General features: G+C 58.8%; 27 protein-coding genes. 15 read left to right on the top strand and 12 right to left on the bottom strand.

What is annotated here, in order from left to right:
- Positions 1-53: 53 nt before the first annotated feature.
- Complete coding sequence (locus FFT87_RS10605; protein WP_219948694.1) at positions 54-1040, top strand: C-terminal binding protein; 987 nt, start codon at positions 54-56, stop codon at positions 1038-1040.
- Between the two features lie 10 nt (positions 1041-1050).
- On the opposite strand, the gene FFT87_RS10600 is transcribed toward FFT87_RS10605, so the two are convergent.
- Positions 1051-1896, bottom strand: coding sequence for an SMP-30/gluconolactonase/LRE family protein (locus FFT87_RS10600; RefSeq protein WP_219948693.1), 846 nt, complete (start codon positions 1894-1896; stop codon positions 1051-1053).
- Positions 1897-1918: 22 nt separating this feature from the next.
- Positions 1919-2644 (bottom strand): tyrosine-protein phosphatase, encoded by a 726-nt coding sequence (locus FFT87_RS10595; protein WP_219948692.1) that lies wholly within the window; start codon positions 2642-2644, stop codon positions 1919-1921.
- A gap of 158 nt (positions 2645-2802) precedes the next feature.
- Here FFT87_RS10595 and FFT87_RS10590 point away from each other — a divergent pair, with 158 nt between their 5' ends.
- Positions 2803-3504: a spermidine synthase gene (locus FFT87_RS10590; protein WP_219948691.1), complete on the top strand. Its 702-nt coding sequence runs from the start codon at positions 2803-2805 to the stop codon at positions 3502-3504.
- 136 nt (positions 3505-3640) lie between these two features.
- Here the strand turns inward: FFT87_RS10590 and FFT87_RS10585 are convergent, their stop codons facing one another.
- Together FFT87_RS10585 and FFT87_RS10580 are read right to left on the bottom strand one after the other, a co-directional pair.
- Positions 3641-3802: a hypothetical protein gene (locus tag FFT87_RS10585; RefSeq protein ID WP_219948690.1), complete on the bottom strand. Its 162-nt coding sequence runs from the start codon at positions 3800-3802 to the stop codon at positions 3641-3643.
- Between the two features lie 54 nt (positions 3803-3856).
- A complete protein-coding gene (locus tag FFT87_RS10580) occupies positions 3857-4030 on the bottom strand; it encodes a CsbD family protein (protein ID WP_219948689.1) in 174 nt (57 codons plus the stop codon).
- A gap of 170 nt (positions 4031-4200) precedes the next feature.
- On the opposite strand from FFT87_RS10580, the gene FFT87_RS10575 reads away from it, so the two are divergent.
- Together FFT87_RS10575 and FFT87_RS10570 are read left to right on the top strand one after the other, a co-directional pair.
- Complete coding sequence (locus tag FFT87_RS10575) at positions 4201-4884, top strand: response regulator transcription factor (protein WP_219948688.1); 684 nt, start codon at positions 4201-4203, stop codon at positions 4882-4884.
- A 56-nt stretch (positions 4885-4940) separates the two neighbouring features.
- A complete protein-coding gene (locus FFT87_RS10570) occupies positions 4941-6053 on the top strand; it encodes an aromatic acid exporter family protein (RefSeq protein WP_219948687.1) in 1113 nt (370 codons plus the stop codon).
- 35 nt (positions 6054-6088) lie between these two features.
- Here FFT87_RS10570 and FFT87_RS10565 read toward each other — a convergent pair whose 3' ends face one another.
- Positions 6089-7075: a diacylglycerol kinase family protein gene (locus FFT87_RS10565; RefSeq protein ID WP_219948686.1), complete on the bottom strand. Its 987-nt coding sequence runs from the start codon at positions 7073-7075 to the stop codon at positions 6089-6091.
- Positions 7076-7235: 160 nt separating this feature from the next.
- Between FFT87_RS10565 and FFT87_RS10560 the strand changes: the two genes are divergently transcribed.
- A complete protein-coding gene (locus FFT87_RS10560) occupies positions 7236-7967 on the top strand; it encodes a phosphatase PAP2 family protein (RefSeq protein ID WP_219948685.1) in 732 nt (243 codons plus the stop codon).
- On the opposite strand, the gene FFT87_RS10555 is transcribed toward FFT87_RS10560, so the two are convergent.
- The gene (locus tag FFT87_RS10555) at positions 7929-8738 is read right to left on the bottom strand and encodes a DUF1206 domain-containing protein (protein ID WP_255559634.1); all 810 of its coding nucleotides are present in this window, start codon (positions 8736-8738) and stop codon (positions 7929-7931) included. The two genes, FFT87_RS10560 and FFT87_RS10555, sit on opposite strands and share 39 nt — an antisense overlap.
- 43 nt (positions 8739-8781) lie before the next feature.
- On the opposite strand from FFT87_RS10555, the gene FFT87_RS10550 reads away from it, so the two are divergent.
- The 8 genes from FFT87_RS10550 (at position 8782) to FFT87_RS10515 (ending at position 16281) form a co-directional block, all read left to right on the top strand.
- On the top strand, positions 8782-9633 hold the full coding sequence (locus FFT87_RS10550) for a PPK2 family polyphosphate kinase (protein WP_219948683.1): 852 nt from the start codon (positions 8782-8784) through the stop codon (positions 9631-9633).
- Positions 9630-10403 carry a phosphatase PAP2 family protein gene (locus FFT87_RS10545; protein WP_219948682.1) on the top strand — a complete coding sequence of 258 codons (774 nt, stop codon included), beginning with the start codon at positions 9630-9632 and terminating at the stop codon, positions 10401-10403. The genes FFT87_RS10550 and FFT87_RS10545 overlap by 4 nt, the downstream gene beginning before the upstream one ends.
- A gap of 43 nt (positions 10404-10446) precedes the next feature.
- A complete protein-coding gene (locus tag FFT87_RS10540) occupies positions 10447-10974 on the top strand; it encodes a DUF427 domain-containing protein (protein ID WP_219948681.1) in 528 nt (175 codons plus the stop codon).
- A 130-nt stretch (positions 10975-11104) separates the two neighbouring features.
- Complete coding sequence (locus tag FFT87_RS10535; RefSeq protein ID WP_219948680.1) at positions 11105-12244, top strand: diaminopropionate ammonia-lyase; 1140 nt, start codon at positions 11105-11107, stop codon at positions 12242-12244.
- On the top strand, positions 12237-13403 hold the full coding sequence (locus FFT87_RS10530) for an ArgE/DapE family deacylase (RefSeq protein ID WP_219948679.1): 1167 nt from the start codon (positions 12237-12239) through the stop codon (positions 13401-13403). The genes FFT87_RS10535 and FFT87_RS10530 overlap by 8 nt, the downstream gene beginning before the upstream one ends.
- 149 nt (positions 13404-13552) lie before the next feature.
- Positions 13553-14749, top strand: coding sequence for an SHOCT domain-containing protein (locus FFT87_RS10525; protein ID WP_219948678.1), 1197 nt, complete (start codon positions 13553-13555; stop codon positions 14747-14749).
- A 6-nt stretch (positions 14750-14755) separates the two neighbouring features.
- A complete protein-coding gene (locus tag FFT87_RS10520; protein ID WP_255559590.1) occupies positions 14756-15979 on the top strand; it encodes a TFIIB-type zinc ribbon-containing protein in 1224 nt (407 codons plus the stop codon).
- Positions 15979-16281, top strand: coding sequence for a hypothetical protein (locus FFT87_RS10515; RefSeq protein WP_219948677.1), 303 nt, complete (start codon positions 15979-15981; stop codon positions 16279-16281). The genes FFT87_RS10520 and FFT87_RS10515 overlap by 1 nt, the downstream gene beginning before the upstream one ends.
- A gap of 39 nt (positions 16282-16320) precedes the next feature.
- On the opposite strand, the gene FFT87_RS10510 is transcribed toward FFT87_RS10515, so the two are convergent.
- Complete coding sequence (locus FFT87_RS10510) at positions 16321-16803, bottom strand: RimK/LysX family protein (RefSeq protein ID WP_255559586.1); 483 nt, start codon at positions 16801-16803, stop codon at positions 16321-16323.
- Positions 16804-16827: 24 nt separating this feature from the next.
- Between FFT87_RS10510 and FFT87_RS10505 the strand changes: the two genes are divergently transcribed.
- Entirely contained in the window at positions 16828-18018 is a 1191-nt protein-coding gene (locus FFT87_RS10505) for a RimK family alpha-L-glutamate ligase (RefSeq protein ID WP_219948676.1), read from the top strand.
- Between the two features lie 57 nt (positions 18019-18075).
- Here the strand turns inward: FFT87_RS10505 and FFT87_RS10500 are convergent, their stop codons facing one another.
- From FFT87_RS10500 to FFT87_RS10480, 5 genes are all read right to left on the bottom strand, one after another.
- Positions 18076-18603 (bottom strand): hypothetical protein, encoded by a 528-nt coding sequence (locus FFT87_RS10500; RefSeq protein WP_219948675.1) that lies wholly within the window; start codon positions 18601-18603, stop codon positions 18076-18078.
- 98 nt (positions 18604-18701) lie between these two features.
- Positions 18702-19808: an ABC transporter permease gene (locus FFT87_RS10495; RefSeq protein WP_219948674.1), complete on the bottom strand. Its 1107-nt coding sequence runs from the start codon at positions 19806-19808 to the stop codon at positions 18702-18704.
- Complete coding sequence (locus FFT87_RS10490) at positions 19808-20689, bottom strand: ABC transporter ATP-binding protein (protein WP_219948673.1); 882 nt, start codon at positions 20687-20689, stop codon at positions 19808-19810. Before FFT87_RS10490 ends, FFT87_RS10495 begins: the two co-directional genes overlap by 1 nt.
- 159 nt (positions 20690-20848) lie before the next feature.
- Positions 20849-21535 carry a response regulator transcription factor gene (locus FFT87_RS10485; RefSeq protein WP_219948672.1) on the bottom strand — a complete coding sequence of 229 codons (687 nt, stop codon included), beginning with the start codon at positions 21533-21535 and terminating at the stop codon, positions 20849-20851.
- Entirely contained in the window at positions 21532-22848 is a 1317-nt protein-coding gene (locus tag FFT87_RS10480) for a sensor histidine kinase (protein ID WP_219948671.1), read from the bottom strand. Before FFT87_RS10480 ends, FFT87_RS10485 begins: the two co-directional genes overlap by 4 nt.
- A gap of 516 nt (positions 22849-23364) precedes the next feature.
- Here FFT87_RS10480 and FFT87_RS10475 point away from each other — a divergent pair.
- On the top strand, positions 23365-25365 hold the full coding sequence (locus tag FFT87_RS10475) for a hypothetical protein (protein ID WP_219948670.1): 2001 nt from the start codon (positions 23365-23367) through the stop codon (positions 25363-25365).
- The last annotated feature ends 30 nt before the right edge of the window (positions 25366-25395 follow it).

Raw genomic sequence — 25395 nt, 5'->3', positions numbered from 1 at the left:
GAAACAGAAAGCAGCCCGTAGCGAAATTTTGCTAGATGCTATAGCGTTTGCGTATGGTCAAAGAATCCGTCATCATCACCGATTGCGACCTCCCAGGGACGGCGATAACGGACGTTCTGAGTGAGGCAGGTTTAGGCGTCACGCACGCAGCATCGAACTCAGCCGACGATATAGTCGCCGCCGCCGGGGATGCCGAGGCGCTCGTGGTTCAGTGGGCGACGATCGACGATGCACTGCTCGACAGGCTGCCAAACCTTAAGTTCATCAGTCGTCTCGGCATCGGGTACGACATGATCGATGTCGGTGCAGCGACTAGACGCGGCATCGCTGTCGCGAATACTCCCGCTTATTGCGTTGAAGAAGTTGCCGCCCATACGGTCGCTATGATTCTCAGCCAAGCGCGAGGACTCAAAGCGTATGACGCGCAAGTGCAAGAAGGACGCTGGGCTGCGGTCGCGGCTCGGCCCATGAGCATCCGACCGTCGCTCTCTACGGTGAGCATCGTTGGCTACGGTCGAATCGGGTCACTCGTCGCGGCGAGCTGTGCCGCCCTAGGTTTTCAGGTCCTTATCGCCGACCCCTACCAAGACTCCGATCGAATTAGTAAGGCAGGATACGAGTTGGTCGAGGTAGCAGCCGCGATTGCGCGTGCCGATATTCTCACGCTCCATGCCCCGCTTACCGAGCAAACGCACCACCTCATCGATACTGATGCGCTGGCCAGCATGAAGAGTACGAGCTCGCTTGTCAATACCTGCCGCGGCCCTCTTGTCGACGAAAACGCTCTCGCAGACGCACTAGAGCACGGTGTAATCAGTGGCGCAGCGCTCGACGTCTTCGAGTCGGAGCCACTGGGTGCAGCGAGTCGCCTTCGCGGTAGAGGAAATGTGCAGTTGAGCCCTCACGCAGCGTGGTATTCGCCTCAGTCACTAGCTGATCTCCCCGTTCACGCGGCACTAAACGTAGTGAACTTCTTGTCCGGAAAAGACGTCGAAGCGATTGTTAACCCGAACTTCAGCTCGCACAGTTTTGCTGGCTAGGTCGATCCGGCTATCCGGCGAACGCCGTTGCGGGTACGCCAAACGTTCCCGTACGTACGCGGAAAAGGGAACCAGCTTCTCGATCTTCGGTCGCTGTGAGGCCTTGGCGTGACGTCGTGATGTACAGAGTTCCTAAGTCGTCATCCCCAAAGGTGCACGCGCTCACTTGCCGTACCGGCAGCTCGATGGATGCCACATGCTCTCCGGCGGGGGAGTAAGCACGCACTTCGCTGGCACCCCAGATGGCGACCCAGACATTGCCGTCGCGGTCAACGGTGAGTCCATCTGGCAGTCCGTCGTCAGGGTCAACCTTTGCGAAAAGGCGTCTGTTTTCGATGTGAGAGCCGGCGTAGTCGAAGGCATCTATTTGCGATGTAAGGGTGTCGACGTAGTACCCGCTACTCCCGCTCGCGGTGAAGCCGACTCCGTTCGAGCAAGCCACACGATCGAGAACGCGTGTGAACGAGAGGTCAGGGGAGACCTTAAAAAGAAATCCGCTTGGTGAGCCGTCGTTCGACATCGATCCGACCAGTAGTTCGCCGTCCGGAGTAATTCCTCCGTCGTTCATCTGCTGACGATTGCTGCTCAGCAGCGTGGCATGGTGCGTGGGCGCGGCATCCGCGGTGTCTGACAAGGCTAGGCCGCGAAGGGTTCCCAGAACATAACCGCCTCCCTCTCGTGGGCGGACGAACGATGCGGAGTCTTCGTGGGTGTGCAGCCGCTCCACGTCCCCGGCGGTGAGGGTGAGCAGGTCGGCCGCATGGGCATCCACGAACCGCAGGCCGCCCCAGGCTGGCCACCAGACAGGGCTTTCCCCATGAAAAGCAATCGGCCCTGTGACGTTTTCTGCGCGCATGGGACCATACTGCCCGATACGGCTACTCGACGACGAGCAACGCGCGAAGCACGGTGCGAGTCGCACTTGAGACACCGAGTATGTCGAAAATCTTGTTCGTGTGCGCCGCCACGTCCTGAACGATGGGCAATTTGTCGAGCATCCATTCGTCCACTTCTTCGGATGACCGCACTGGCTGCTGATCTACGCCAGGTGCCAGCTGAGCAATGGTGGCCATCGTGCGCACAGAGTTGGCGTAGTCGGCTGCTACAGCAGCGGGTGCGACTCCGGCATTGCCGAGCAGGAGAGCGCTGATCATTCCGGTGCGATCTCGGCCGGCGCTGCAATGCACCAGAATTCCGGGAGCGGAGTTCGCGATGGCGTCGAGTGAAGCACGCACGAGCTGGGGCTGCAGTCGCCAGTTGTGCGCCCAGTATTCAGGGGAGTCCAAGATGGGGGCGCATGTCTCCCAGAATTCAGGGTCGTCTTGGTCTTCCGTTGGAGCATTGACGATCGTGATGCCCGCGAGCACGTCCTCGGCAATGGCGTGATCGCCCTCGCCGGGACCAATCTCCTGCGGGCAACGGAGATCGACCACGGATGCCAAGCCCCACCTGCGAGCATCGGCCCACCCGGCTGCCGTCAACCGTTCCCGTCGCGGCCCCCGAGCAATCCGTCCCGATATCGTCGTTCCCGTGGTGGAGAGCTCAGTGGGAAGGCCACCGAAGTCTCGGGCATTGATATAGCCATCCCATGTGAGTTCGTTCACTGTTTTGCCTTTCGGGGAGATCGACGCTGTCCTTATCGCCACGTGCCACTGAGGTTCGATGCTAGCCCCACACGCTCGTTGACGGTTGTTTGGCGACAGCCCGCCGCTGGCCGTTGAACACAACACGCGAAGGCGCCACCTGCACGTAGGCTCGACCCATGGCTATCTCCCGCTTCGAAGAGCTCGACTTTCAAGAAACTCCGATGGGGGAACTCACCCTGCGACGTCGACGCGAGCCAACGCTCGACGTTGATGTCTACGAGGTGAAGCTCGGCGACGAGTACCTCATGTCGAGCCTCTTCACTGTTGCTGAAATTGCGCTCTCCGACCTCGGGCTCGCCGCAGCCAGTGGCGACCGGTTGCGCGTCGTCAACGGGGGACTTGGCCTCGGCTACACAGCCGTTGCTGCTCTTGCCGATCCGCGCGTGGCCTCACTCGAAGTGATCGACGCGCTGCCCACCGTGATCGACTGGCACAATCGGGGACTCCTTCCGGAGTCTGCTGAGCTCACGGGCGACAGCCGCACGACCCTCACCCACGCCGACTTCTTTGCGGTGATGCGCGCAGCGCCGACCGATCCCTACGACGTGATCCTGCTGGATGTCGACCACTCACCCCGGCACCAGCTCGACCCCAGCCACGCCGACCTCTATACCGTTGACGGTCTGCGCCGCGTGCGGGCTCATCTCGCCGACGGCGGAGTATTCGCGCTCTGGTCGGATGACCCGTCTGACGACGAATTCATGGGACGCCTAGGCCAGGTCTTCGAGAACCCCACCGCACATGCTGTCGACTTTGATAATGCACTCACGGGTGGGGTGTCATCCAACACCGTCTACGTCGCGATTAGGGGAGCGTAGCGCTCAGCCCGATCCGGGAATTGTTATAAGAGAGGGGCGCTGGGCTGTGCGAGCCCAACGCCCCTCGATCAGTTCATCCGGCTCTGGGGGGAATACCTCGATGAACTGCTTCTGCTAAGTCAGCGGACGGAGGGTATTAGACCCGACCACCCGTGAGCTTGCGAGCGAGAAAGACGATGACGGCGATAACGGCCAACACAAGTCCCACCCAGAGGAGGAAGTTGAGCGACTGAACAAGACCGCCGGTGAGAAGCAAAATAACGGCGATAACGGCGACGATGATAAGAAGAGTATTCATAAAAGTAGGGTCCTTTCGAAGGATGAGGGAGGGGCGTGCTGAGGTTGGCGACGGCTATTCTGAGACGGCGTCTTTGACGTTCTCTGCGGCCTTCTTGAGGTCAGCTTTTGCCTGATCTGTCTTACCCTCAGCCTCAAGTTCTTCGTTGTCGGTTGCCTTTCCAGCGGCTTCCTTGGTCTTGCCTTTGAGATCTTCAGCTGAGTTTTCGATCTTGTCTGATGCACTCACGATTGAGCTCCTACTCGTGGGGGAGGCTCGCGAACGGGGGTTAGCGAAGCCATGAGCGCAGCCGAAAACCACGCCCACAACCTGAGAATATTCAGGACAGTGGCTGAGTGGCTTCACCCTAAAGGGTGAAGAAACGCATTCTTCGAGCTCTTCAGCAATATTGTTGACGAATGAATGAAGTGCGAGTCGCCCTGGTCAATGATTACGAGGTTGTTGCACGTGGGGTCGTCAGCATGCTGCGCTCCTATCGAAACCGAATTCACGTGGTCGAGCTTGACCTCAATAAGCAGGTAAGTGAGCACGTCGACATTGCGCTCTACGACACCTTCGCCTCCACTCGGGAAGACCGCGCTGCCGTTCGGGAGCTCGCCGCGAACCCTCTCGTTGCCGCCGTCGTTGTCTACTCGTGGAATCTTGATCCGACTCTCGTGAATACTGCGATTACTCACGGAGCTGGCGGCTACGTCTCCAAAGGGTTGCCAGCGGCCCAACTCGTTGCCGCTCTCGAAGCAATTCGCAATGGAGGCGAGCGCGTTCACCTCGGCGCAACGGGCACTGCCGGTGTTATTGGCGGCGACTGGCCGGGGCGAGAAGAGGGACTGACAGAACGCGAAGCCGAAGTGTTAGCGCTCATCACCCAAGGTCTCTCGAATACCGAGATCGCTGAGCGAACCCACCTCTCGATCAACTCCATCAAAACGTACATTCGAAGCTGCTACCGAACGATCGGTGTGAGCAGCAGAACCAACGCCGTGCTGTGGGGAATCGAACACGGCTTTCGTCCCGATCGCGTCAGGATCGAGCATCCAGAACCTGCACCCGGTGGCGGCGCGGATCTGATGGCACGCCCATGAGGCGACGTGAACTGGCCGACAACACGCTCAGGCCAGTAAAAAGAACAGCGTGGCGAATGAAGTCAGACATCACGCGGCTGCGGATATTGCAAGCGGCAAAGACTGCCCTCGCCGTCGGCATCGCCTGGACGATCGCGCCTTACCTGCCTGGAGTCGCCGACAACTACCCCTACTACGCACCGCTTGGCGCCATCGTCAGTATGTACCCGACCCTGATGGGGTCGATGAAGAACGCGCTGCAAACTCTCGGAAGTCTCGCGGTCGCAATTGTGCTCGCGGGCGCGGTGATTATCTTCAGTTCACCAAGCGTTCTCACGATGTCGCTCGCAGTCGGTGCCGGTGCCCTCATCGCCGCCACCGGCTGGTTCGGCGCCAACCGCGAATACATCCCCGTCACCGTGCTGTTCGTTCTCATCATTGGTGGGCCGGATGCCGACGACTATTCAATCGGATACCTCGAGCAAGTCAGCCTCGGTATTGTTGTCGGCCTGCTCGTGAACGTGCTCATTTTCCCGGCACTCAGCCAGAACGCCGTAGATCAACAGCTCACCAACTTTCGCCGAGTGCTCTCCGACCATCTGTCGGAAATTGCCGAAGCACTGGCCGAAAGCTGGCCACCAGAACGTGACGGTTGGGCATCCGCTAAAGACACCCTTGTCAGTGTTTCCGGTGAAGTACGATCAGCGGTGCAGCTCGCAGACGAAAGTCGCAAGGCGAACCCGCGAGCCCGGCGCTATCGACGTGACTTGCGGGCCGACTACGACGACCTCGCCGCCCTCGAAAACGTTACCTTCCACGTGCGAGACATCACCGATGTTCTTACCGGCGCGGTTTGGGGCACCCCCATCAAAATCCAGCTTCGCCCGGAACTGCGGCCGGTACTCAGCAAGGCGCTCGAAGCGCTGTCGACACTACTGCGCGACTGGGAATCAGAGGAGGAGCGTGAAACAGCCCACAGCGCAGCGGTTGAAGCCCTTGCATCGCTAACCGCAGAACTGGATGAACGACAAAGCACCGCAACGGCAACAACAATGGGAGCTTCCGCCGCAATTGCCATGGACCTCGCCCGGATCCTCGCGGCGTTGAATGCCCGCACCGAACAAACCGCGCAGCGGGAAGACCCCGACCCCGAGACGGAGACCGAGACCGAGACCGAGACTGCAGAATAGGTTGAACCGGCAGCGTGACCACCGCCACTACCGAGCTATGCCCGGGGCACGCGCATCCGCAACCCGGCCGGCTTGATACGAGTCTTGAAGGCGATCGCCTTTCCGAAGCTGTCACCATCGAGTTCAATTTCTTCGGCGTGATTCAGGCGCACGGTCATCTGCTTCGCCTTGACATAGTTCAAAGCACGCACGTCTTTAGTCGTGAGAGCTTCCCCGCCCTTGATTCGGCGAAGAACCCCGTTTTCCCAGAGGACTTTGCCCATGATCTGCAGCCAACCGACGACCCCCTCCGGCCGCATGACGGCAACGTCAAAGAACCCGTCATCCGGGGCGGCATCGGGAAGGAGAAGCACATTGGCCGTCAGAGAGCCGCAGTTTCCAATAATGATGGTGTGGGCTCGAGCGGCGTGAGACCGCCCGCCATCGAGTCGATATTTCAGCTGGAGTTCGCTCTGATCGGTCAGAGCCTTGGCGATTGCGCCGACATACGCGAGCCAACCAATCTTCTTCTTGAGATCCTCATCAGTGTTCACCAACATTCTTGCATCAAGCCCTAAACCGGCCATGACCACGAATGCGTGTTTCGACAGCTTTTCGTTCTCGTCACGAATATCGATCAGGCCGATGTCGACGAGGCGATCCTCACCCTCAAAAGCGGCCTGGACCGAAGCTTCGATGTCATCAAGGGGGAGATCAAGGTTGCGAGCGAAGAGATTGCCTGTTCCCGATGGCATCAGGGCCATTGCGGCCTCACTGTCGTGCAGAATTTCGGCGACCGCACGCACGGTTCCGTCGCCGCCAGCGACGATGACCACGTCGGCACCCGCATCCAGAGCTTGCTTCGTTACGCCCTGCCCCGGGTCCTTCTTGCTCGTCGCCAAATACTGGGTGGCATTCCAGCCAGCAGCCTCTTCGTGCACCGCGACGGCCGCTTTGATTGCCGCAAGGTCGACCTTTACAGGGTTGTAAATCACAGCAGCAGTCAAAGCCGGTGACGCAGTGGTGCGGGGCGATTCGGTCATCAATCCACCTCAGACTTTCTGGGCATCATCCGTCAGCTAACGGGGCGGATGTGATGGGATTCTGTCAGCGGATGTCGACAGTGAAATGACTCTAGCGGGTGATCGCTGTAGGTGTTCTTTATGTTTACCTTTCGCCCGAAGAAAGTTTTAGCATTGCGTCATGGTGAAGAAACATCCGGAAGCCGCCGCCACCGAGCGGGCACGACGCGTCCGTCGCTTTTGGCCGCTACTGAGTGGATTAGTGGCGCTGGGGTTGGTCGTGGCGCTGGGAGCCCTCATCGTGGTTCGCGACCACGGGATGCCCCTCGCCGTCGACACTTTCTGGATGACCGTGCTCTCTGATAGCCGCAATCCGCTCTGGCAATCGGTATCGCTAGTGATGAACTATCTGGGCGCGGGGGTCGTCGCGAGCTTTATCGTGCCCGGAGCAATAATCATCGCGCTGCTTCTCATCAAGCGGCCTTGGGGTGCGCTGTACTTCACGATTGCCACAGTCGTTACCGGAGGATCGGTGCAGCTGCTCAAGCACCTATTTGCACGAACGCGACCGGACACTATTCTCGTTACCGTCGACTTCGGTTCATTTCCGTCAGGGCACGTAGCGAACGCAGCGGTGATGGCTTTCGTGCTATCTATCCTCTTTCCCCGAGTGTGGGTGTGGATTGCCGCGAGTGTCTACACGGTCGTCATGATGCTCAGCCGCACCTATTTGGGTGCGCACTGGCTCACCGACACTGTTGGCGCGTTGCTGCTCGGCATCGGAATTGCCGTTGTGGTCGCAGCACCGCTAGCCGCAAAGATCGACGGGGAGCGCCGCATCCGAAAGCGTTCCCATTCTGGTCGGGTGCGCGACCTACAGCCGAGCGAAGCGAGCTCGGACGAAACAATATAGTCCGTAGGCGATCAGGCCGATCGCGATAACAATCAAGATGACGACGCCAAACGGAAGTGCCGCCAAGCTCGTCAGCGCACCATCAAGCCCCGTGGACCTGCTGGGATCGTGAGTCACCGCCGCTACGACGACAAGAATTCCTGCAATGCCAATAGCGATACCTTTCGCGACGTAGCCGGAAATGCCGAGGGCGAGAACGCCCTTTCGCATCGGCTCGCGGGGGAGCGAAATGTCTTCCGTGAACTTTTGGGTGACGCCCTTGCGCACAAAATAGACACCGACCCCGACCACCGCAACCCCGACAACAATCAAGACAATGACGCCGGCCGGGGACGACATCAGGGTGCCGCTGAGGCTGCTCGAGCTGCCAGACGAACTTGATGAGCCTCCGAGAGCAAACGGCACTGCGGTTGCTCCTAGGGCAATGTACGTCAGGCCCTTGGCCGCTTCGGCGACTCGACGTGCCCATCTGCGTTTCGAGTCGCCAGCTGGCATGAGAAACGCCGAAATGAGGAGCCACAGGCCTAGCGCGAACATTCCGACGACCACCGTCCACAGGAGAAAGACACCGCCCGGAGTCGAGGCGAGTTGCTGGAATGCGCCTGATTGGTCAGCGTCAGTGCTCCCGCCGCCCGTGGCAATACCCACCGCCAGGGCGCCGATGAGAATGTGTACCAAACCATTCACGGCGAAACCTAGTCGCGCCAAAACGCGGAGGGCGGTGCTGTTCTTTGCGCTGCGGGCTGCGCCCGACACGGATGCATCATTCATGACGGATAGTGTAAGCGAGCGCATCAAAGAGTTACTATCTCCTATGAAAAAATCTGAGTGGTCTGGCAAGCCAAGCGAGCTACTTCGGGTTGACAAGGGCTTCCGGCTTGCCGAAGTGGACCCACAAGCAACTCCCGGAATTGTTGCCACAAAAGAATCGGGAACGGCACTGCTCCGCAAAAACCGACGTGCGCTAGCGAGACTCCAAGGCAAGCTTTTCGCCGACAGCACCGTAGGCGGCAAACGATCACTGTTGATCGTCTTGCAAGGTATGGACTCCTCCGGCAAAGGAGGCATTGTGAAACATGCGCTCTCGGCCATGAACTCGTCAGGAGTAGTCGTTCACGGCTTTACGGCACCGACTGACGAGGAATTACGTCACGATTTTCTCTGGAGAATACGTAAACATCTTCCCGAACCGGGAATGGTTAGTGTCTTCGACCGTTCACACTACGAAGATGTTCTCGCCGCACGGGTTCAGAACCTTGCTGACCCAGACACCATCGAAGCGCGTTATGACACAATCATCGCCTTTGAGCAGGAGGCCATCGATAACGGCACGGTGATTGTCAAACTGATGCTTCAGATCGGTGAAAAACAGCAGAAAAAGCGGCTAGTCGCCAGGCTTCACCGCAAGTCAAAGTTGTGGAAATATAACCCAAGCGACGTCGACGACCGCGAGCGTTGGACAGCACTCCAAGACGCCTACCAAATCGCTCTAGAGCGAACATCCACGGCTGAAGCGCCCTGGTATGTGATCCCGGCAAATCACAAATGGTATGCCCGCCTTGCCGCACAAGAAATCATCATGAGCAAACTCAAGGAGTTGGATATGAAGTGGCCTCGCCCGGAGTACGACCTCGACGAGGAACGCGGGCGGGTTGCGCACGCATGAATACCACCACGAGCAGTTCAGGCTCATCATCAACGGATACGCGGCGCTCCCGCCTTCGTAGAAGGCTCTTTGTTGACGAACGAACGGTGCCTGCCGCCACAAAGGTGCGGCTCTATGTGATTGCGGCCTCCCTGATTTTCGTTGGTGTCACCAGCCTCTTGGTCCTGTGGTGGTCTGTGCTTCAGCCGGACGTTCTTACCGCTATGGACACCGCGATTCAGCAGTGGCTTGAGGAGCGACAGACAGCGATATTGACGGTTGCGATGATCGTCTTCACAGAGATGTTTGGGCCCATTGCGCTCCCCATCATCGTGCTGGCTGTGGTGATTATTTGGGGTGTCAGGTCTGACCGCTCATGGCGACCGTTTCTTCTGGCAGCAGGCACTTTGACCGGTGTGATCATCGTGCAGATCATCACACGCGTTGTCGGAAGAAGCCGGCCGCCTGAGGACCTCATGTTGTATGGCCCAGACATGACATTCTCGTTCCCCTCTGGACACGTTCTTGGGGTTGCCGACTTCTTTCTCATCCTGACTTTCTTAGTGTTTTCGCGGCGCAATAATCCCCGATTGGCGGCAATGTCTTATCTGGTAGCAGCGCTTCTCGTGATCGCCACCGCCCTCAGTCGCCTCTATTTGGGCTACCACTGGACCAGCGATGTTCTCGCCTCGATGGCACTCTCGCTGGTCATTCTCGGCACAGTGATTGCCGTCGACACGTATCGAACAGCGCGAGTCATTCCCGGTTCTCACCGGCGAGTGCCCGAGTAAAAGCTCGCAGCAGCATCCCAGCGTGCCGTTGCAGGATGAGTATATGAATCCCGCTCCCGGTTATTCTCGATCACACCGCCGCCCCAAGCCGATTGTGCCGAAAGTGGGTCAGGAGTCAGTGTGGGATTATCCTCGGCCGCCACGAGCTGAGCCACGTCACGAACGCGTTGTCGTGAAACTCGGAGGCACCGTGATCGTTGACACTACGGATGCCGTAAGAGTTCTTGAGACGAGTCATCCGCCCGTATATTACGTACCCATCGCGGCATTCCCCAGCGGAGTGCTCATGCCAGTCGAGGGCACCACGTTTTGCGAGTTCAAGGGAGAAGCGCAGTACTTCGATGTTGTTGCCGAGGGAGTGGTGGCGGCACGCGCTGCGTGGACCTACGCCACCCCAACGCGCGGCTTCGAATCGTTGGAAACCCGCGTCGCGCTGTATCCGAGCCAAATGGATTCTTGCGAAATTGACGGCGAGCAAGTGACAACCCAGGCCGGCGATTTCTATGGTGGCTGGATCACGTCGAGTATTGTCGGCCCGTTCAAAGGCGGACCGGGTACCGCTGGTTGGTGACGCTTCGCCACATTGCCAGTCCCTGTGGCAAACACCCCTATCGCTCACTTGTGCACATGCGAGACGATGAAGTCTGCATGTGGGCTAATGCCCGAATCGCTCCGGTGCTTCTAGCGAGGGAAAGACGACAATGACTGTGAACCCAGTGGACTCCACAGCAGGGTGGTATCTGAATGCGGCGGCGCGTTTGTGGCGCATGAAGCCATTAGGTTCGACAATTCGTGAGTTTCATCGTTCGCTGCCCGGCTATGCCCCTACTCCGCTTGTCTCCGTTCCCGAGATCGCGGCGATGCTGAACGTCGGGTTTGTGTTCGTGAAAGATGAGTCGCAGCGGCTCGGGTTGCCAGCATTCAAGATATTGGGGGCTTCGTATGCAATCTCACGCGCTCTTTCCGCTCGATTGGATGTTCCTGGAGTCGCTCTTCAGCTCGAGGAGTTGCGCGATCGGTTAGGGTCTTCCTCCCCGCTTTCCCTTGCCGCCGCAACGGATGGCAACCACGGCCGCGCCGTAGCGCACGTCGCGAACTTGCTCGGGCTGCCTGCCACCATCTATGTTCCCGACGGAGTCTCTCAAGCGGCTAAGGATGCAATCGTGGGGGAGGGCGCAACATTGGTTGTGCTTGACCTGCCCTATGACGATGTGGTGCAGCACGCCAAAAGTGCGTCTGTCGGCGACGTCGTGCTGATCCAAGACACAGCGTGGAGCGGATACACAGACATTCCCCAAGCGATTGTTGACGGCTACGACACAATGTTCGCCGAAGTTGACGATCAACTGCGTGAGATGGGAATCGACCACATCGATCTCGTCGTGGCTCCCTCCGGAGTCGGATCATTCGCACAAGCTGTCGTCGCGCACTATCGTTCCACCGAGAACGCCCCTGCAGTGCTTTCGGTCGAACCAGAAACCGCCTCATCGGTAACCACCTCGCTAAACGCCGGACAGCTGACCTCTGTGTCCACAGCAGACACGATAATGACGGGCCTCAACTGCGGCACTGTTTCAGAGATTGCGTGGCCGATTCTGCAGGCAGGGCTTGACTCATCCGTCACCATCTCCGATAGGCAAGCTTTCGCTGCGGTCCACGAGCTGGCACAGAACGGCGTCGATTCTGGGCCCTGTGGTGCTTCAACCCTCGCGGGTGCTCACGCCGTGCTCGCCGATGCCGATCGTCGAGCCGCGCTCAGTGTCGCAGCCGACGCAGTCATTGTGTTGCTGAGCACTGAGGGCCGCGCCGCAAACCCGAAAGGGCTCGTTGCAAATGCTTGAAGACCACGACTCGGTTATCACGGTGCTCGAAGACCTCATCCGAATCGATTCTTCTAACCCCGGTCTAGTTTCCGGGGCGCCGGGCGAGTCGCGCATCGCAGACTATGCAACGGCATGGCTCACTTCGCATGGCTTCGAATGTCATCGACTTGAAGAAACATCGGGCCGCCCTTCAATCGTTGCGATAAGCAGAGGCACGGGTACTGGGCGCAGCATCATGCTCAATGGACACCTCGACACGGTGTCGTTGGGCAGTTACGACGGTGACGGACTCGTGCCCCGACACCGGGATGGCAATATCTATGGCCGCGGCGCCTACGACATGAAATCGGGGGTGGCCGCGATCATGGTGGCGGCAAGCAAGGTTGCCGCTCGGCCTCATGCCGGAGATATCATCCTCGCACTCGTCGCCGACGAGGAATTTGCCAGTGCAGGAACCGAGGAAGTGCTCCGTCACTACAGTGCGGACTGTGCTGTTGTCGTCGAACCAAGCGGTCTCGACATCGTCACCGCTCACCGAGGGTTCGCGTGGTTTGACATCACCATTCACGGGCGTGCAGCACACGGATCCCGTCGCGACCTTGGCATCGACGCGATCGTCAAAGCCGGCGCATTCCTCACCGCGCTCGGCCAGCACGATCGCGAACTAGCGAAGCGAACTCCCCATCGGATGCTCGGGACGGCCAACATCCACGCCTCTGTCATCAGCGGCGGCGAGGAACAATCGAGCTATCCGGCGTCATGCAGAATCGCCCTGGAACGTCGCACCCTTCCCGGCGAGACGGCAGCCACGGTCGAGACTGAGCTGCGCGCTATTCTCGATTCGATAGCGGCGGATGACCCTGAATTCATCTACAGCGTGCATGCTGGGCTTGAACGCAACCCGTTTAGTGTCGATCCTCACGAGGCCATCGTGGCCTCCCTTATCGCGGCAGCTGAACATCACAGCGGCACTACGCCCACGGTGCGAGGCGAAGCGTTTTGGACCGACTGCGCTCTATTGGCTGACGCGGGGATTCCTACAGTGCTCTTTGGGGTCGACGGCGGCGGAGCCCACGCCGCTGAGGAGTGGGTGACGATCGATTCTCTCGTCTTACTCACCAGCATTCTGGAAGAAGTGGTTACCCACTCGATCTCAAAGTTGAGGGATCTCGCTTAACGCGCGACAGTGCACTCTGTTACCCGCTAGCATGCTGAGAGATTGTCGTTCACTCATGCACTAACGGGTTTTAGAGGGCCTGCACCTAGCGCCCGCGCGAACTCCGTCATCTGTGGCCGACCCAGCAACGAGTCGATGGGATAAGACGGATGGGATTCATTAAAGCTTTCGCAGGGGCAATCGGAGGAACTTTCGCAGACCAGTGGAAGGACTTCCTCACCCCGCCTGCTCAACTAGCTCCTACCGCAGCAATCTTCCCGGCGGTAGCACAGGGCACAAACGCCGGTCGTGGCTCAAATACGCAGGGCTCCGAGCACATCATCACCAACGGCAGCCGAATTGTCGTGCCTGAGGGCTATGGACTGGTGACGTTTCAAGACGGACAACTCACCGGTTTTGTTGGTGAACCCGGAGGGTTCATCTTCACCTCTGAAGATCAGAACGCCGAGTCATTCTTCGCCGGCGACGGGATCATCAGCTCCACGCTAAAGACCTCGTGGGAACGCTTCAAGTTCGGCGGCCAGCCTGGTTCACAGCAGCTCGCGTTCTATGTCAATCTCAAAGAGATCCCCAACAACAAGTTCGGCACGCAGTCAGAGATCTACTGGGATGACGCGTACCTCGGTGCGCAAGTTGGTGCCATCACTCGCGGAAGCTACTCCCTCAAGATCGTTGACCCCATCCTTTTGGTGAAGAATTTCGTTCCCCTCACGTACCTTGGCCAGTCACCCAAAGTCTTCGACTTCTCCGATCTCGATAATGACGCCGCAAGCCAGCTCTTCAATGAAGTCGTCGGCTCCCTTGCCGCAGCCTTTTCGTATTACACAAATGACCCCAGCAAGGGAAACCGCATCGCGCGCATCCAAAGCGACGCTATTGGGTTTGCTCAGTCGCTCAGCGCCGCAGTCGACGATGGCTACCAGTGGACCAGAGACCGCGGACTCACCATCGAAAAAGTCGCTCTTCAGTCCATCGAATATGACGAAGACACTCGCGCTCTGCTCAGCGACGTCAAGAAGGCGGATGCTCTCGGCGGTGCCCGCGGAAACTCGTTCATGCAGCAAGCTGCTGCACGTGGCTTCGAAGCTGCCGGATCAAACGAAGGTGGTGGCGGGGGAGGTGCAGGCATGGCGTTCCTCGGGATGGGAATGAATGCGGCCGGTGGCGCTGCGGCAGGATTCCAGCAACCCAACGCAGCACCCCAGCAGCCCGCCGCGGCACCGGCCGCTACGCCAGCAGCTGATGACCCGATGGCGAAGTTGCAGCAGTTCAAAACAATGCTTGATCAGGGACTGATCACCGAAGCCGACTACGAAGCAGCTAAAGCTAAAGTTCTCGGACTGTAGTCGGTCATGCCGACAGACGATGTTGAGCCAGAGGCTCAACCCGCGACGAGTACTGAAGATGCGCCGAACGTATTCCGCACCGATGACGGGGCACAGGACGGACTTGCCAAGTGTGCCCGGTGTGGTGCCACCGAGATCTCGCTCAACGTGGCCACCGGAAATCTGCGCTGCGGATTTTGTCGGTTCGAATGGGCGACCGACAACGCGATCGAGGCCTTCAACCTCAACGGCGACATCAGTAAACTCAGCGGGATTCTGGTCGGATCGGGCTCGAGCGATATCGTCCCGTCTACCGAGGAAATTCTTACCTTCAAGTGCAGCGCCTGTGGTGCTGAGGTCGTCATCGACACCAATAACAGCACTCAGGCTCGCTGCCATTGGTGCCGCAACACCCTGTCGATGAACCAGCAGGTTCCCAACGGCGCCGTTCCCGACATGATTCTGCCCTTCACAGTCGAAAAATCGACGGCAGTAGAGAAGATCGCCAGCTTCGTGGGCAAGCGCAAGTTCTTCGCGCATCCGAAATTTAGGGCAGAGTTCAATGCCGAAAACGTGATGGGCGTGTATCTGCCGTACATGGTCGTCGATATCAATGCTCACGCCCGCATGACGGGAGAAGGCGAGCACCAAACTCGCTCGTACACCGTCAAGGTCGGCGACAAACAGGAGCAACGCTACGACGCTGACCTCTTTAACGTGGTGCGAGAGTTCGACATCCAGGTGAACGACCTCACAGTGGAATCGTCAAGTGATCGTCTCGATCAGAACACGTCGCAGAACTCGAACAACATCATCAACACGATCATGCCGTTCGACGTCGAAAACTCTGTTCGATACGACTCCAACTATCTCGCAGGATTTACTTCAGAACGTCGTGACAGCAACCTCGATCAACTATCTCCGATCGCCCATACTCAGGCCGAGGACATCACGCGTCATCGCGTGAATGACTCTCTCGCGTTCTATGACCGTGGAGTGCGGTGGACAGCCGAAGAAGTTGATGTGCGCGGTCAACGCTGGGTCTCGGCCTATCTGCCGGTCTGGCTCTATAGCTACCAGCAGCGAAATTCGAGTGGAAAAACGTTCCTGCACTATGTCGCTGTGAACGCCCGAACGGGAGAGACGATGGGAAGCGTCCCCTTGCACCAGAGCAAATTGTTGCTCGTAGCAGGAGTTGTGCAGCTTGTCGGTACTGTTATCGGCCTGGTGCTCGTGGCGGTGGGGATCTGATGTTGACACATTTTGCGTGGATGACGGCAAGCGGCCAGTTAATCGCTGCCAGTTCGTCTGATGAGGGATCTCGCGGCTTCGGACTCGTTTTCTTGCTCTCCGGCTTCATCTTCTATGCGGCGATTTATCTGCGATACCGGAACGTCGACAAACGGCACAAGCACGAGTCTGAAACGGAGTCGGCCATGTTCAACATGCAGGAGACTAACGACTTCGTCGTCTCAAAGACTGGGCTCACTAATAGCAAGATCGCCGGGGCAAACAACAACGTCGTCCGTGGTGCTCGACGAAAATTCTTCTGATCTGATCTGATCTGATCAGGTCTGGGCGCGCAGCACGGCTCAGCGACGTCCCCGATTGCGTCGACGAATGTCACGAGGGGCTCGCCCGCCGAGAAACGACTTGGCGGAGTCGACAAGAAAGCCCTGGCTCAGAGCTTCGCGGCCAATGAGCATCCGGAATCCCATCTCGTCACGATTGGTGAGGCTAGTTTCGGCAACAACCGTGCGACCGGCAAGCTCAACATCGATGGTCACGACGATGCGATCTTCACTGTGGCCTGATGAACTGCGCACTGCACGGCGGTCGTGAATGACGCGTTCGACGACGACCGAATCCGCATCCGAGCTCTGCCAGCGCTTTACGTGAAAACGAACCCATTCGCTGCCGTCAGCGCCCACAAATTCTTCGATGTGGTCGGCGTGCAGGGCCGAGCTCTGAGCGCCGCTATCGATCTTTGCTTTGATCCACGGCACGCCGATGCTCGGGAGGGCGACCCATTCACGCCAGCCCACAATAGTGTTTGAATGGGTAGGTTCTATCACCCCCCTATCTTGGCAGGACCTCCGATGAAACTTGCTATTCTCTCGCGCGCCCCGCAGGCGTATTCCACAATTCGACTGCAAGCGGCTGCCCAAGAACGAGGGCATCAGGTCAGGATTCTGAATACCCTGCGCTTCGCTATTGATCTCACGGGCGACGAACCAGACCTGCAGTATCGCGGCAAGTTGCTCTCGGACTACGACGCCATCCTGCCGCGGATTGGCAACTCCATCACCTACTTCGGCACTGCTGTTGTTCGTCAATTTGAGCAGATGGATGTCTACACGCCGAACACCTCGAGCGGGATCACTAATTCGCGCGACAAGTTGCGCGCCACCCAAATTCTTTCTCGTCACGATATCGCCATGCCGGCGACCACCTTTGTGCACAACCGAGCGGATGTCGAGATGGCCATCGAGCGCGTCGGCGGTGCACCCGTCGTCATCAAGTTGCTCGAAGGTACGCAGGGCATCGGCGTGATCTTGGCCCCGGACACCCAAGTGGCGAAGGCGATCATCGAGACGTTGCATTCGACGAAACAGAACGTGTTGATTCAGAGTTTCATTTCTGAGAGCAAGGGCCGCGACATTCGTGCCCTCGTCGTCGGCGACCGCGTTGTGGCGGCAATGCGTCGAGTAGCAGTGGGGGACGAGTTCCGGTCGAACGTGCACCGCGGGGGCAATGTCGAAGCTGTCGAGCTTACGCCTGAGTATCACCGTGCGGCGGTCAAGGCTGCTCAAATCATGGGGTTGCGTGTTGCCGGTGTCGACATGCTCGAAGGCAACGAGGGCCCCCTCGTGATGGAGGTCAATTCGTCACCAGGCCTTGAAGGTATCGAGCGTGCAACGGGGCTGGATGTCGCAGGTGCGATCATCGACTACATCGCCAACCAGGTGGCGTTCCCGGAGATCGATGTGCGCCAACGTCTCAGCGTGTCGACGGGGTATGGCGTCGCCGAAATCGTTGTGCACAGTGACGCGGAATTCGTGGGCAAACAGCTCGGCGAATCGGGTCTCGGCGAAAAAGACATCACCGTGCTGACCTTGCACCGGGGCTCTAACGTTGTGCCCAACCCTCGCCGCAGCACTGTGCTCGAAGCCAATGATCGGCTTCTGTGCTTTGGCAAGCTTGAAGAGATGCGCGCGATGATCCCCGCGCGCCGTCGTCGTCGGGCGAAAGTGCGGAAACTGCCGCCGCAGCCCGTCGTTGAGGGCTAGACGCGTGGAGGACTAGAGCGTGGAGGCCCAGGCGCGGAGCGAGACTCTAGTTGTGCACTACCGCCGTGAATCGGCTATCTCGGTGACGAGTCGAGCAACCGTCTCAGGCGTGCGATTGGTTGTATCAATTACGGCCGTCTTGGCTCGAAGCCACGGAAGCGCCATCTTGTAGTGTTCACGATGATCGAGTCGCCATTGCCGCGCGCTGCTCTGGATCGTGTCGCTGTCGATTCGCCGCTCGAGTTCCCTTTTCTCGGCATGCAACGTCACCGCGACGCAGTCGAGACGGGAGTTGACAAGCCCGGATTGGATCTCATCCCAATGTCGTTCAACCAGCACTGACTGCGGAACAATCACATCGCGCTCGAGGAAGTCTGCGATCTCGCCGAGCGCCGCTATTGTCAAGCGTCGCCACGGGCGGAGCTCCTGAAAATCGCCGGCCGGAAGTGCGTGACCGAGAGCGTCCCTCAACATGAATCCGATTGCTTCGGTATCGAAGACGACTGCTTCTGGGCGGAGGGTGAGCAGCTCGACCACAGTCGCAGTCTTGCCGACGCCAAACGGGCCATTGAGCCAGATGATCATGAGGAAACATTACGACAGCGGTGGGGAGGAAACAATAAGCCGCATCGTCGACGGGCAAGCGCGGCGACGCATCCCGCGCCGTGAGTCCGCAGGGGTATCTAGCCTTTGATGGCCTGAGCCCAGCTAACTCGGCTTCCCACCTTCAGCAGCGAATTGTTGTAGATACGGGCGCCAAGAAGAATGGCGAGCGCGGCCGTGATGGCGAGAAGTGCGAGGGAGATCAATGGCTCCCACCAGACTGCGGTCCCCAAGAAGAGGCGCATCGGCATGCCGACTGGAGCGGAGAACGGGACGTACGACATTACGGCGAGGGCAACGGGATTGTCGTGAAGGAAGATGATCGCGAAGTACGGCAACATGATGAGCATCGTCACGGGAGTCATCGTTGTTCCCAAATCTTCTTGGCGAGACACCATCGCCCCGACTGCGGCGAATAGGGCTGCGAGAAGGATGAAACCGATGATGAAGAACCCGACAAACCAGAGCAGTGGCGCGCCCAAGAGTGCCAGCAGCTCCGCCTGGCCAGTGACGGAAAGGCCCACAATCGCGAGTACCGCGATCGCGATGATCTGAGCGAACGCCAGTAGTGAGTTGCCGATGACCTTTCCGGCCATGAGCGCTGAAACCGGTACTGCCGACATAAGAATCTCAACGATGCGGGTCTGCTTTTCTTCAACAACGCTCTGAGCGATCATCGGACCGAAGGTCATGCCCGAGGCGAAGAAGATGATACCGAAGCCGAAGGCAGCGAGGTAGCTCAGCAGAAAACTTGTATCGCTCGGATCGAGTAATACAAGTTCTGGGCTCACGCTGAGCCCCTGCATGAGCGAGGACGGTGCTTCGCTTTCAGCGATGACCGTGACGGGAATCGTGGAGCCTTCCGCAGACGGAACGACCGCAGCATCCACGGTTCCTTCGCTAACGAGGGCTTCAGCCTCTGCACGGTTCTCGACCTCAGTAATCTCGAGCCCGCCGATGTTGGTCAGCTCAGACGACAGCGAACTGACAACGGCGACCGGCGTAGTCGAGACGCTTTTCGACATGATTCCGCCAGCGATTACCCCGCCGAGAACGAGGAGGAGCAGGATGCCGGTGGTGATGAGGAAGCTTTTGGAACGCAGTCGCGTGGTAATTTCTCGTTCTGCTACGAGCGAGACAGAGTGGGTGAAGCTGGGGGAGCGGTGAGCTGTGGTCTTGGCGTTCATTAGATGACCTCTCGAAAAATTTGGGCGAGGGATGCGCGCTGAGGGCTGAATGACGTGACGTCTCCGTCGGCGACAGCGCGTCGCAATACTCGCTGCGCCGCGGCGGGCTCGACGGCATCGAAGGTGGCGTGGCCGCCGTCAAACTCGACCACGGTGATGTCTGGTTCGGCGCGGAGCCAGCCCAGATCGCTGCTGCACACGATCGCATAGCGCGGTGCCGAGTGTTGTGCGCGGAGAGCTTCGCGCTCACCAGAGGCGCGAATAGTGCCCTCGGCAATGATTACGAGGTCGTCACACAGCCGCTCAACGATTTCGAGTTGGTGGGAGGAGAACAGCACAGATGCGCCGGCTGCCGCTCGCTGCTTGAGTGCGTCAACCACGGTATCGACTGCGAGAGGATCAAGCCCCGAGAATGGCTCGTCGAGCACGAGCACTTCTGGATCATGCACGAGTGAGGCGGCGATCTGGGCGCGCTGTTGGTTTCCGAGGGAGAGGCTCTCGAGGGTGGAGTCACGACGCTCGCCGAGACCAAGCTCCTCAAGCAGACTGTCGGCGTTGCGGCCGGCGGCGGCCGACGTGAATCCGTGAAGTCGGGCGAGATAAACGAGTTGCTCCCGCACCTTCATCTTTGGGTACAGCCCACGTTCCTCGGGCATGTAGCCGAAGCGACGCCGTTGTTCTGCGCCGAGCGGTTCGCCGTCGAGGTGGATCTCTCCGGCATCCGAATTGAGAACGCCAAGCAGGATGCGCATTGTGGTTGTTTTTCCGGCACCGTTTCCTCCGACGAACCCGGTCATGCGGCTGTCACGCACGGCAAAGCTCACTCCGTCGAGCGCTGGTCGCGCCCCAAAGCTCTTGGTGATGTTGTCGAGTTGGAGCACGAATACCGCCTTCGTTCGCAAAGAATCTCTCTGAGAACAACGCTACGGCTGATTGCGTTCAGAGAGATCAGTCTGCAGGCGGGTTTGTGCCCTCCGTCTCACGGGGGAGTGACGCCGTGAGAGATCTGGTCTGGCATGCGTGGGCGAAGTGTGCGCGGGCTAGTCCCGGTTGCTGCTGGGCACAACGACGCCATTCTCATAGGCGAAGACAATGGCTTGGATGCGGTCACGCAGCGTCAATTTCTGAAGGACTTTGGAAACATGGGTCTTTACCGTCGCCTCGCCGACGAACAGCGCACTGGCGATTTCGGCGTTTGAGAGGCCCTCGGCAACGAGAACGAGCACTTCGCGTTCTCGAGTGGTGAGTTCAGCGGTCGTTGCGGCATCCGTCTGACGGGGTGCCTGGCGAGCAGCGCGGGTTACCCGTTGAAGTACCCGCCGGGTGACGGCGGGCGAGAGCAGCGCATCGCCACTGGCGAGGGTGCGAATTGCTGCAGCCAAATCGTCGGGCGAGGAGTTCTTGAGCAGGAACCCGCTCGCGCCGGCGTCGAGAGCGTCAAAGAGGTGCTCTTCGTTGTCGAAGGTGGTGAGGATGAGAACTGCGGCACGAGCCTCAGGGTCGGCAACGATCATCCGCGTCGCGTCAATCCCGTTGAGGTCGGGCATTTGGATGTCCATGCAGATCACATCGGGATGAAGTTCGGCGGCTAGGTCGACGGCTTCGCGACCGTTACGTGCCTCACCAATTATTTCCAAGTCGGGCTGCGCGCTAAGGATCACGCGAAAGCCGGCGCGCACTAATTCGTGGTCGTCGGCGAGTAGGACTCGGATTGGTGAAGCGCTCATGAGGGGAAGCCTGCGCTTTCACGCTGCGATGACGTGGGGAAGGGATCGGTGCTGGAGAAATTGCCCGTGCGCAGCGGCAATTCAGCACGCACCAGATAGCCGCCCCGCGAGCGAGCACGAAGTTCGAGCGCACCGCCAACAGCGTTCACTCGTTCATTCATGCCGATGAGCCCCAGTCCAGTCGTAGGTCGTTTGTTCGGAGCGCGGCCAGAGTTGCCAATCTCAATCTCGACGCTCTCGTGGCTCCACCGCAACCGCACGTCAGCAGTGCCAGTCGGCCCCGCGTGCTTGCGGGCGTTGGTGAGCGCTTCTTGCGCGATGCGATAGAGCGCGATCGAGGTTGACGCCGTTATCGCACGCCGGTCTCCGATCTCTTCGAAGCGCGTGGGAAGTCCTGCAGCTTGACTCTCGGCAACAAGCTCGTGCAAATTGTGAACGCCCAAAGTGGAGGCTGCTGCGCTGTCAGTTTCACGAGCGTCAGGCTCGCGAAGTGCCACTAAGAGTCGGTGCATTTCATCGATTGCTTGGCGGGATCCGGTCTCGACAGCCTTGAGGGATTCGGACGCGGCGTCAGGATCACGTGAAATCAGAGTACGTGCTGCCGCAGCTTGCACCCCCATGATCGACACGTGGTGGGCAACCACGTCGTGCAGCTCGCGAGCGATCCGCAGACGTTCGATAGTGACGGCCTGCGCCGCGATCAATTCACGTTCCCGCACCAGCTCCACTGAACGCTGTCGCAATGCTGTCCGCTCGAGCCGCGATACATGGGCCCGCTCTCCGAAGTAGTATGCAGCCCCAAAGTAGAGCACATTCGTCACAAACTGGATGAGGAGATAGGCCAGCAGAGGAGAAAACGCCCCAGCCCGCGACAACCCGCTGAGCGCATCGGGATCCGTCGTGATTTGAAAGAGTGCAATCGACAGCCAGACGAACATGACCACGATGATCGTCGTGCGAGCCATCGTGGCGACGCGACGCCGGCTTTCCCATACCCCGAGCGAGTAGATCGCGATGAACAGCGCGATGTTGCTGAACGTTACCTCGGGCACGTGCAGTGTGGCGCCGACAATGAACACCACAGAAATGATGATCGCGACTAGAAGTGGCTGCCGGCGCCGAAAGATCAACGGTACTGTGATCGCGGTTGCCCAGAGCAGCGTGATCACGGGATCGGCAACCTCGTCGACGAGGCCAGCGATTCGGGTGAGAACGGTGCTGAGAAGTGTTCCGGCGAAAAGGCCAACGGCAAGAACTACGTCCCACCGATTGATGCCGGCGGCAACACGTTCGGCAGGGGCAACATCAAGCATGTAGTCAGAGTACTCGGCACAGCGATCGACGCTGGCGAGAAATTACATGCCAGCACCTGCACAATAATGATCAAAAATCAAGCGCGCCACGCCGCAATCCCTAGATATAAAGCCGAGGGGAGAGTATCGTCGTTTTTCCGTTGCAGCCAAGGTTGTCGACACGTGCTCCATCCTTGACCGCATACGCGAAAGGTTGGTCCGACAATGCTGAGACTGAAAACGACTCGCATGAAGCTCGGCCAAGCCTTGCCCATCATCGTGAATATTTCTGTGCATCTACCCCGGGATGTTTCTCGACTTCGCACGCCTGCGCACTCCTTCCCGTCAGCTCAGGGTTACGGGATTAGATCTGAGTTTCGTCGTGAACTTCACGGGTACGTCAGATCACAAAAATCATCGGTTAGAGAACGCCCGCGTACGAGCCGTTACGGCAACGACTTCATGCCGCTGTGGGGTCATTGGGCGCAGATTCGATAACAATGCGGCGAACTTCGCTGCCGGGGAGAGGGATGAATCATGGGTACATTTCTGCAGAAAGAACTTGGAGTAGCGATGTCCGGCGTCAAATGGGACGTCGGCAACTACAAGCTTTGGCAAAGCACTGAACCCGACGTCATCCTGTTTACAGCCAAACAACCGAGCCTCGCCAAGGGCCAAAACGGTCGCTATCAGATGGCCGCCAGCCAATTCCGTCAGCAAGAAGACGAAACCTACAAGATCACTGGCGGGTCCGCCGTCTTCACCATCACCTCTGCAGTTCAGCATGATGCCGCCGGGTTCGCAGCGTTGAAAGAGCAGTGGTTGTCGGAGATGGCCGGCGTAGGGCCGCGTCCGCCCCGCAACCCTCGCTTCATTCCGCTGAACACTCAGAAGGGCACCGCTCAAGTGCTCATTAATCCCCTGTCGGGCACCCCTGATGCCGCCCACAATGATGTAAATATCGGCACGCCAGGGGGGACAAATTCGTTTCTGATGCAATTGACTCCGTTGGGTGCTCAAGAGTGGGTTCAGGGTATACGCGAGCAGACCGCCGTGCCTGCTGGCGTCAAGATGATGTATGAGTACCTTCGAATGTTGCCCACTGTGGGTGCCGAGGTAAAGGTGCACGCGGAAAGGATCTGGACGCACTTCTCCGCGTCACTGGGAATGAAGAGCGGCTTTTTGTTCGGCTCGAGTGCGCAGATTGATGCAGCTTGGGAGCGCATGAAGCGTGAGGGCGACGTTGAGGTTCGTTTCATCGGTACCGGACTGGCACCCGAATTGGAGAGCATTCGGCAAGAGATGGTAAATACCTTCATCGACCAAGTGCAGCAGCGAGTATTTGATGCGCTCTTTGCCCCAGCGCCGGAGGTAGCAGACGCTGACGCCGGTGACGGAGGTGGAGGCTTGCTTGGCGGTGCAAAATTTGCGGCCAAATTCAAGCGGGTCGAGGAAATCATTGACATCGATCAGAAAGTCAGTTTTGAGGGCTGGACCTGGCTCAAAGCCTCCATGGACGCCGACATGACGACGCTATTTAGCGAACTCGATGAGACCTATGTCACGGAGGTCAACACGGAGATGTCCTTCCCAGCAACAGTTGTGGTTGACGCTGATCCCCAGCTGGAAACCACCGCAATTAGCTGGACAGCTAGCGAAGGAAAGTCGCCTGAAACGCCGGTGTTCGGCGCCGACGGTGGTGTAGCTCGCTACATAGTCACTAGCGCTCGCTCCAACGAGGTGGAGATTAGTTGGCGAGCCCAGGTTAACTTTGCTCCAGCATCGTGGCCGGTCGTCACGACTTCTGGCACTGCAACCGTAGGCGGTGGTGGAAACCAAGTGGTGATCAAGCCGTCTAGCTGGATTGGTCGCCATATGATCTATCTCTTCGTGAGGGATGAAGCTGGTGAGGTTGTTTTCGATCCGGCGTCTCCGTTGCTCGCTAATTCCCGTCTTGTGGCCAATGTCAGCTACGAGGGGCCCCACCTTCCTCGTCCGATCTCAGAGTCGGCGCAGATTAGCCCATTCGATCCGTTGGAGTTTAGCTATCCGCTTAGCCCAGAGCATGCCGTGGGAATCGCAAAATTCAGCGCTTTTGGCGCAATCGGTGGCCGCATGGTGCGGGCTACGGAACAGGAAATCAATTTCGACGAGGAAGGCATTTTTATCGTCGCTTCGCCGAGCTCGATTCAACTTGTTAGCCAAGATGCTGTGTTCCCTGAGAGTGACAAGTTCCTAGCCAACCTGCGCGAGCATGGCGCGCATCCACGGTTCGATACTCCGTTAGCTGGCGGTCCGGAGAGTGAGTCGAGTATCCGCCCCAACGTTTCGCGCAGCGATAACCGAATCGATGGTGTCGTCACCGCTGTGGAGTACAGCGCGGAGGGCGCCGCGCTGCTTGTGGATACTGGTCACGGCCACGAGCGCGTGCTTCTGCGCAGTGCCGAGCTTGCCGGAGCGTTCGATGACTCGCGTAAGCGGGTTGTCGTCGAGCTAGATGCCCAACATTACGCGGACAGTATCCGCGTCCAGCTCTGATCGAGTCCGCCAGGCGTCTACGAAAGGAAC

This window comes from Salinibacterium sp. M195, from assembly GCF_019443965.1.
Classification (GTDB): domain Bacteria; phylum Actinomycetota; class Actinomycetes; order Actinomycetales; family Microbacteriaceae; genus Rhodoglobus.
The sequence above is the reverse complement of the archived record's forward strand: the minus strand, read 5'-3'. Positions and strand labels throughout refer to the sequence as shown.

Bases quoted from the DNA above. Each gene is read 5' to 3' on its own strand.
- FFT87_RS10605 (WP_219948694.1), top strand. From the start codon at position 54: ATGGTCAAAGAATCCGTCATCATCACCGATTGCGACCTCCCAGGGACG.
- FFT87_RS10600 (WP_219948693.1), bottom strand. From the start codon at position 1,896: ATGCGCGCAGAAAACGTCACAGGGCCGATTGCTTTTCATGGGGAAAGC.
- FFT87_RS10590 (WP_219948691.1), top strand. From the start codon at position 2,803: ATGGCTATCTCCCGCTTCGAAGAGCTCGACTTTCAAGAAACTCCGATG.
- FFT87_RS10585 (WP_219948690.1), bottom strand. From the start codon at position 3,802: ATGAATACTCTTCTTATCATCGTCGCCGTTATCGCCGTTATTTTGCTT.
- FFT87_RS10575 (WP_219948688.1), top strand. From the start codon at position 4,201: ATGAATGAAGTGCGAGTCGCCCTGGTCAATGATTACGAGGTTGTTGCA.
- FFT87_RS10570 (WP_219948687.1), top strand. From the start codon at position 4,941: ATGAAGTCAGACATCACGCGGCTGCGGATATTGCAAGCGGCAAAGACT.
- FFT87_RS10565 (WP_219948686.1), bottom strand. From the start codon at position 7,075: ATGACCGAATCGCCCCGCACCACTGCGTCACCGGCTTTGACTGCTGCT.
- FFT87_RS10560 (WP_219948685.1), top strand. From the start codon at position 7,236: ATGGTGAAGAAACATCCGGAAGCCGCCGCCACCGAGCGGGCACGACGC.
- FFT87_RS10555 (WP_255559634.1), bottom strand. From the start codon at position 8,738: ATGAATGATGCATCCGTGTCGGGCGCAGCCCGCAGCGCAAAGAACAGC.
- FFT87_RS10550 (WP_219948683.1), top strand. From the start codon at position 8,782: ATGAAAAAATCTGAGTGGTCTGGCAAGCCAAGCGAGCTACTTCGGGTT.
- FFT87_RS10545 (WP_219948682.1), top strand. From the start codon at position 9,630: ATGAATACCACCACGAGCAGTTCAGGCTCATCATCAACGGATACGCGG.
- FFT87_RS10540 (WP_219948681.1), top strand. From the start codon at position 10,447: ATGAATCCCGCTCCCGGTTATTCTCGATCACACCGCCGCCCCAAGCCG.
- FFT87_RS10535 (WP_219948680.1), top strand. From the start codon at position 11,105: ATGACTGTGAACCCAGTGGACTCCACAGCAGGGTGGTATCTGAATGCG.
- FFT87_RS10530 (WP_219948679.1), top strand. From the start codon at position 12,237: ATGCTTGAAGACCACGACTCGGTTATCACGGTGCTCGAAGACCTCATC.
- FFT87_RS10525 (WP_219948678.1), top strand. From the start codon at position 13,553: ATGGGATTCATTAAAGCTTTCGCAGGGGCAATCGGAGGAACTTTCGCA.
- FFT87_RS10520 (WP_255559590.1), top strand. From the start codon at position 14,756: ATGCCGACAGACGATGTTGAGCCAGAGGCTCAACCCGCGACGAGTACT.
- FFT87_RS10515 (WP_219948677.1), top strand. From the start codon at position 15,979: ATGTTGACACATTTTGCGTGGATGACGGCAAGCGGCCAGTTAATCGCT.
- FFT87_RS10505 (WP_219948676.1), top strand. From the start codon at position 16,828: ATGAAACTTGCTATTCTCTCGCGCGCCCCGCAGGCGTATTCCACAATT.
- FFT87_RS10500 (WP_219948675.1), bottom strand. From the start codon at position 18,603: ATGATCATCTGGCTCAATGGCCCGTTTGGCGTCGGCAAGACTGCGACT.
- FFT87_RS10495 (WP_219948674.1), bottom strand. From the start codon at position 19,808: ATGAACGCCAAGACCACAGCTCACCGCTCCCCCAGCTTCACCCACTCT.
- FFT87_RS10485 (WP_219948672.1), bottom strand. From the start codon at position 21,535: ATGAGCGCTTCACCAATCCGAGTCCTACTCGCCGACGACCACGAATTA.
- FFT87_RS10480 (WP_219948671.1), bottom strand. From the start codon at position 22,848: ATGCTTGATGTTGCCCCTGCCGAACGTGTTGCCGCCGGCATCAATCGG.
- FFT87_RS10475 (WP_219948670.1), top strand. From the start codon at position 23,365: ATGGGTACATTTCTGCAGAAAGAACTTGGAGTAGCGATGTCCGGCGTC.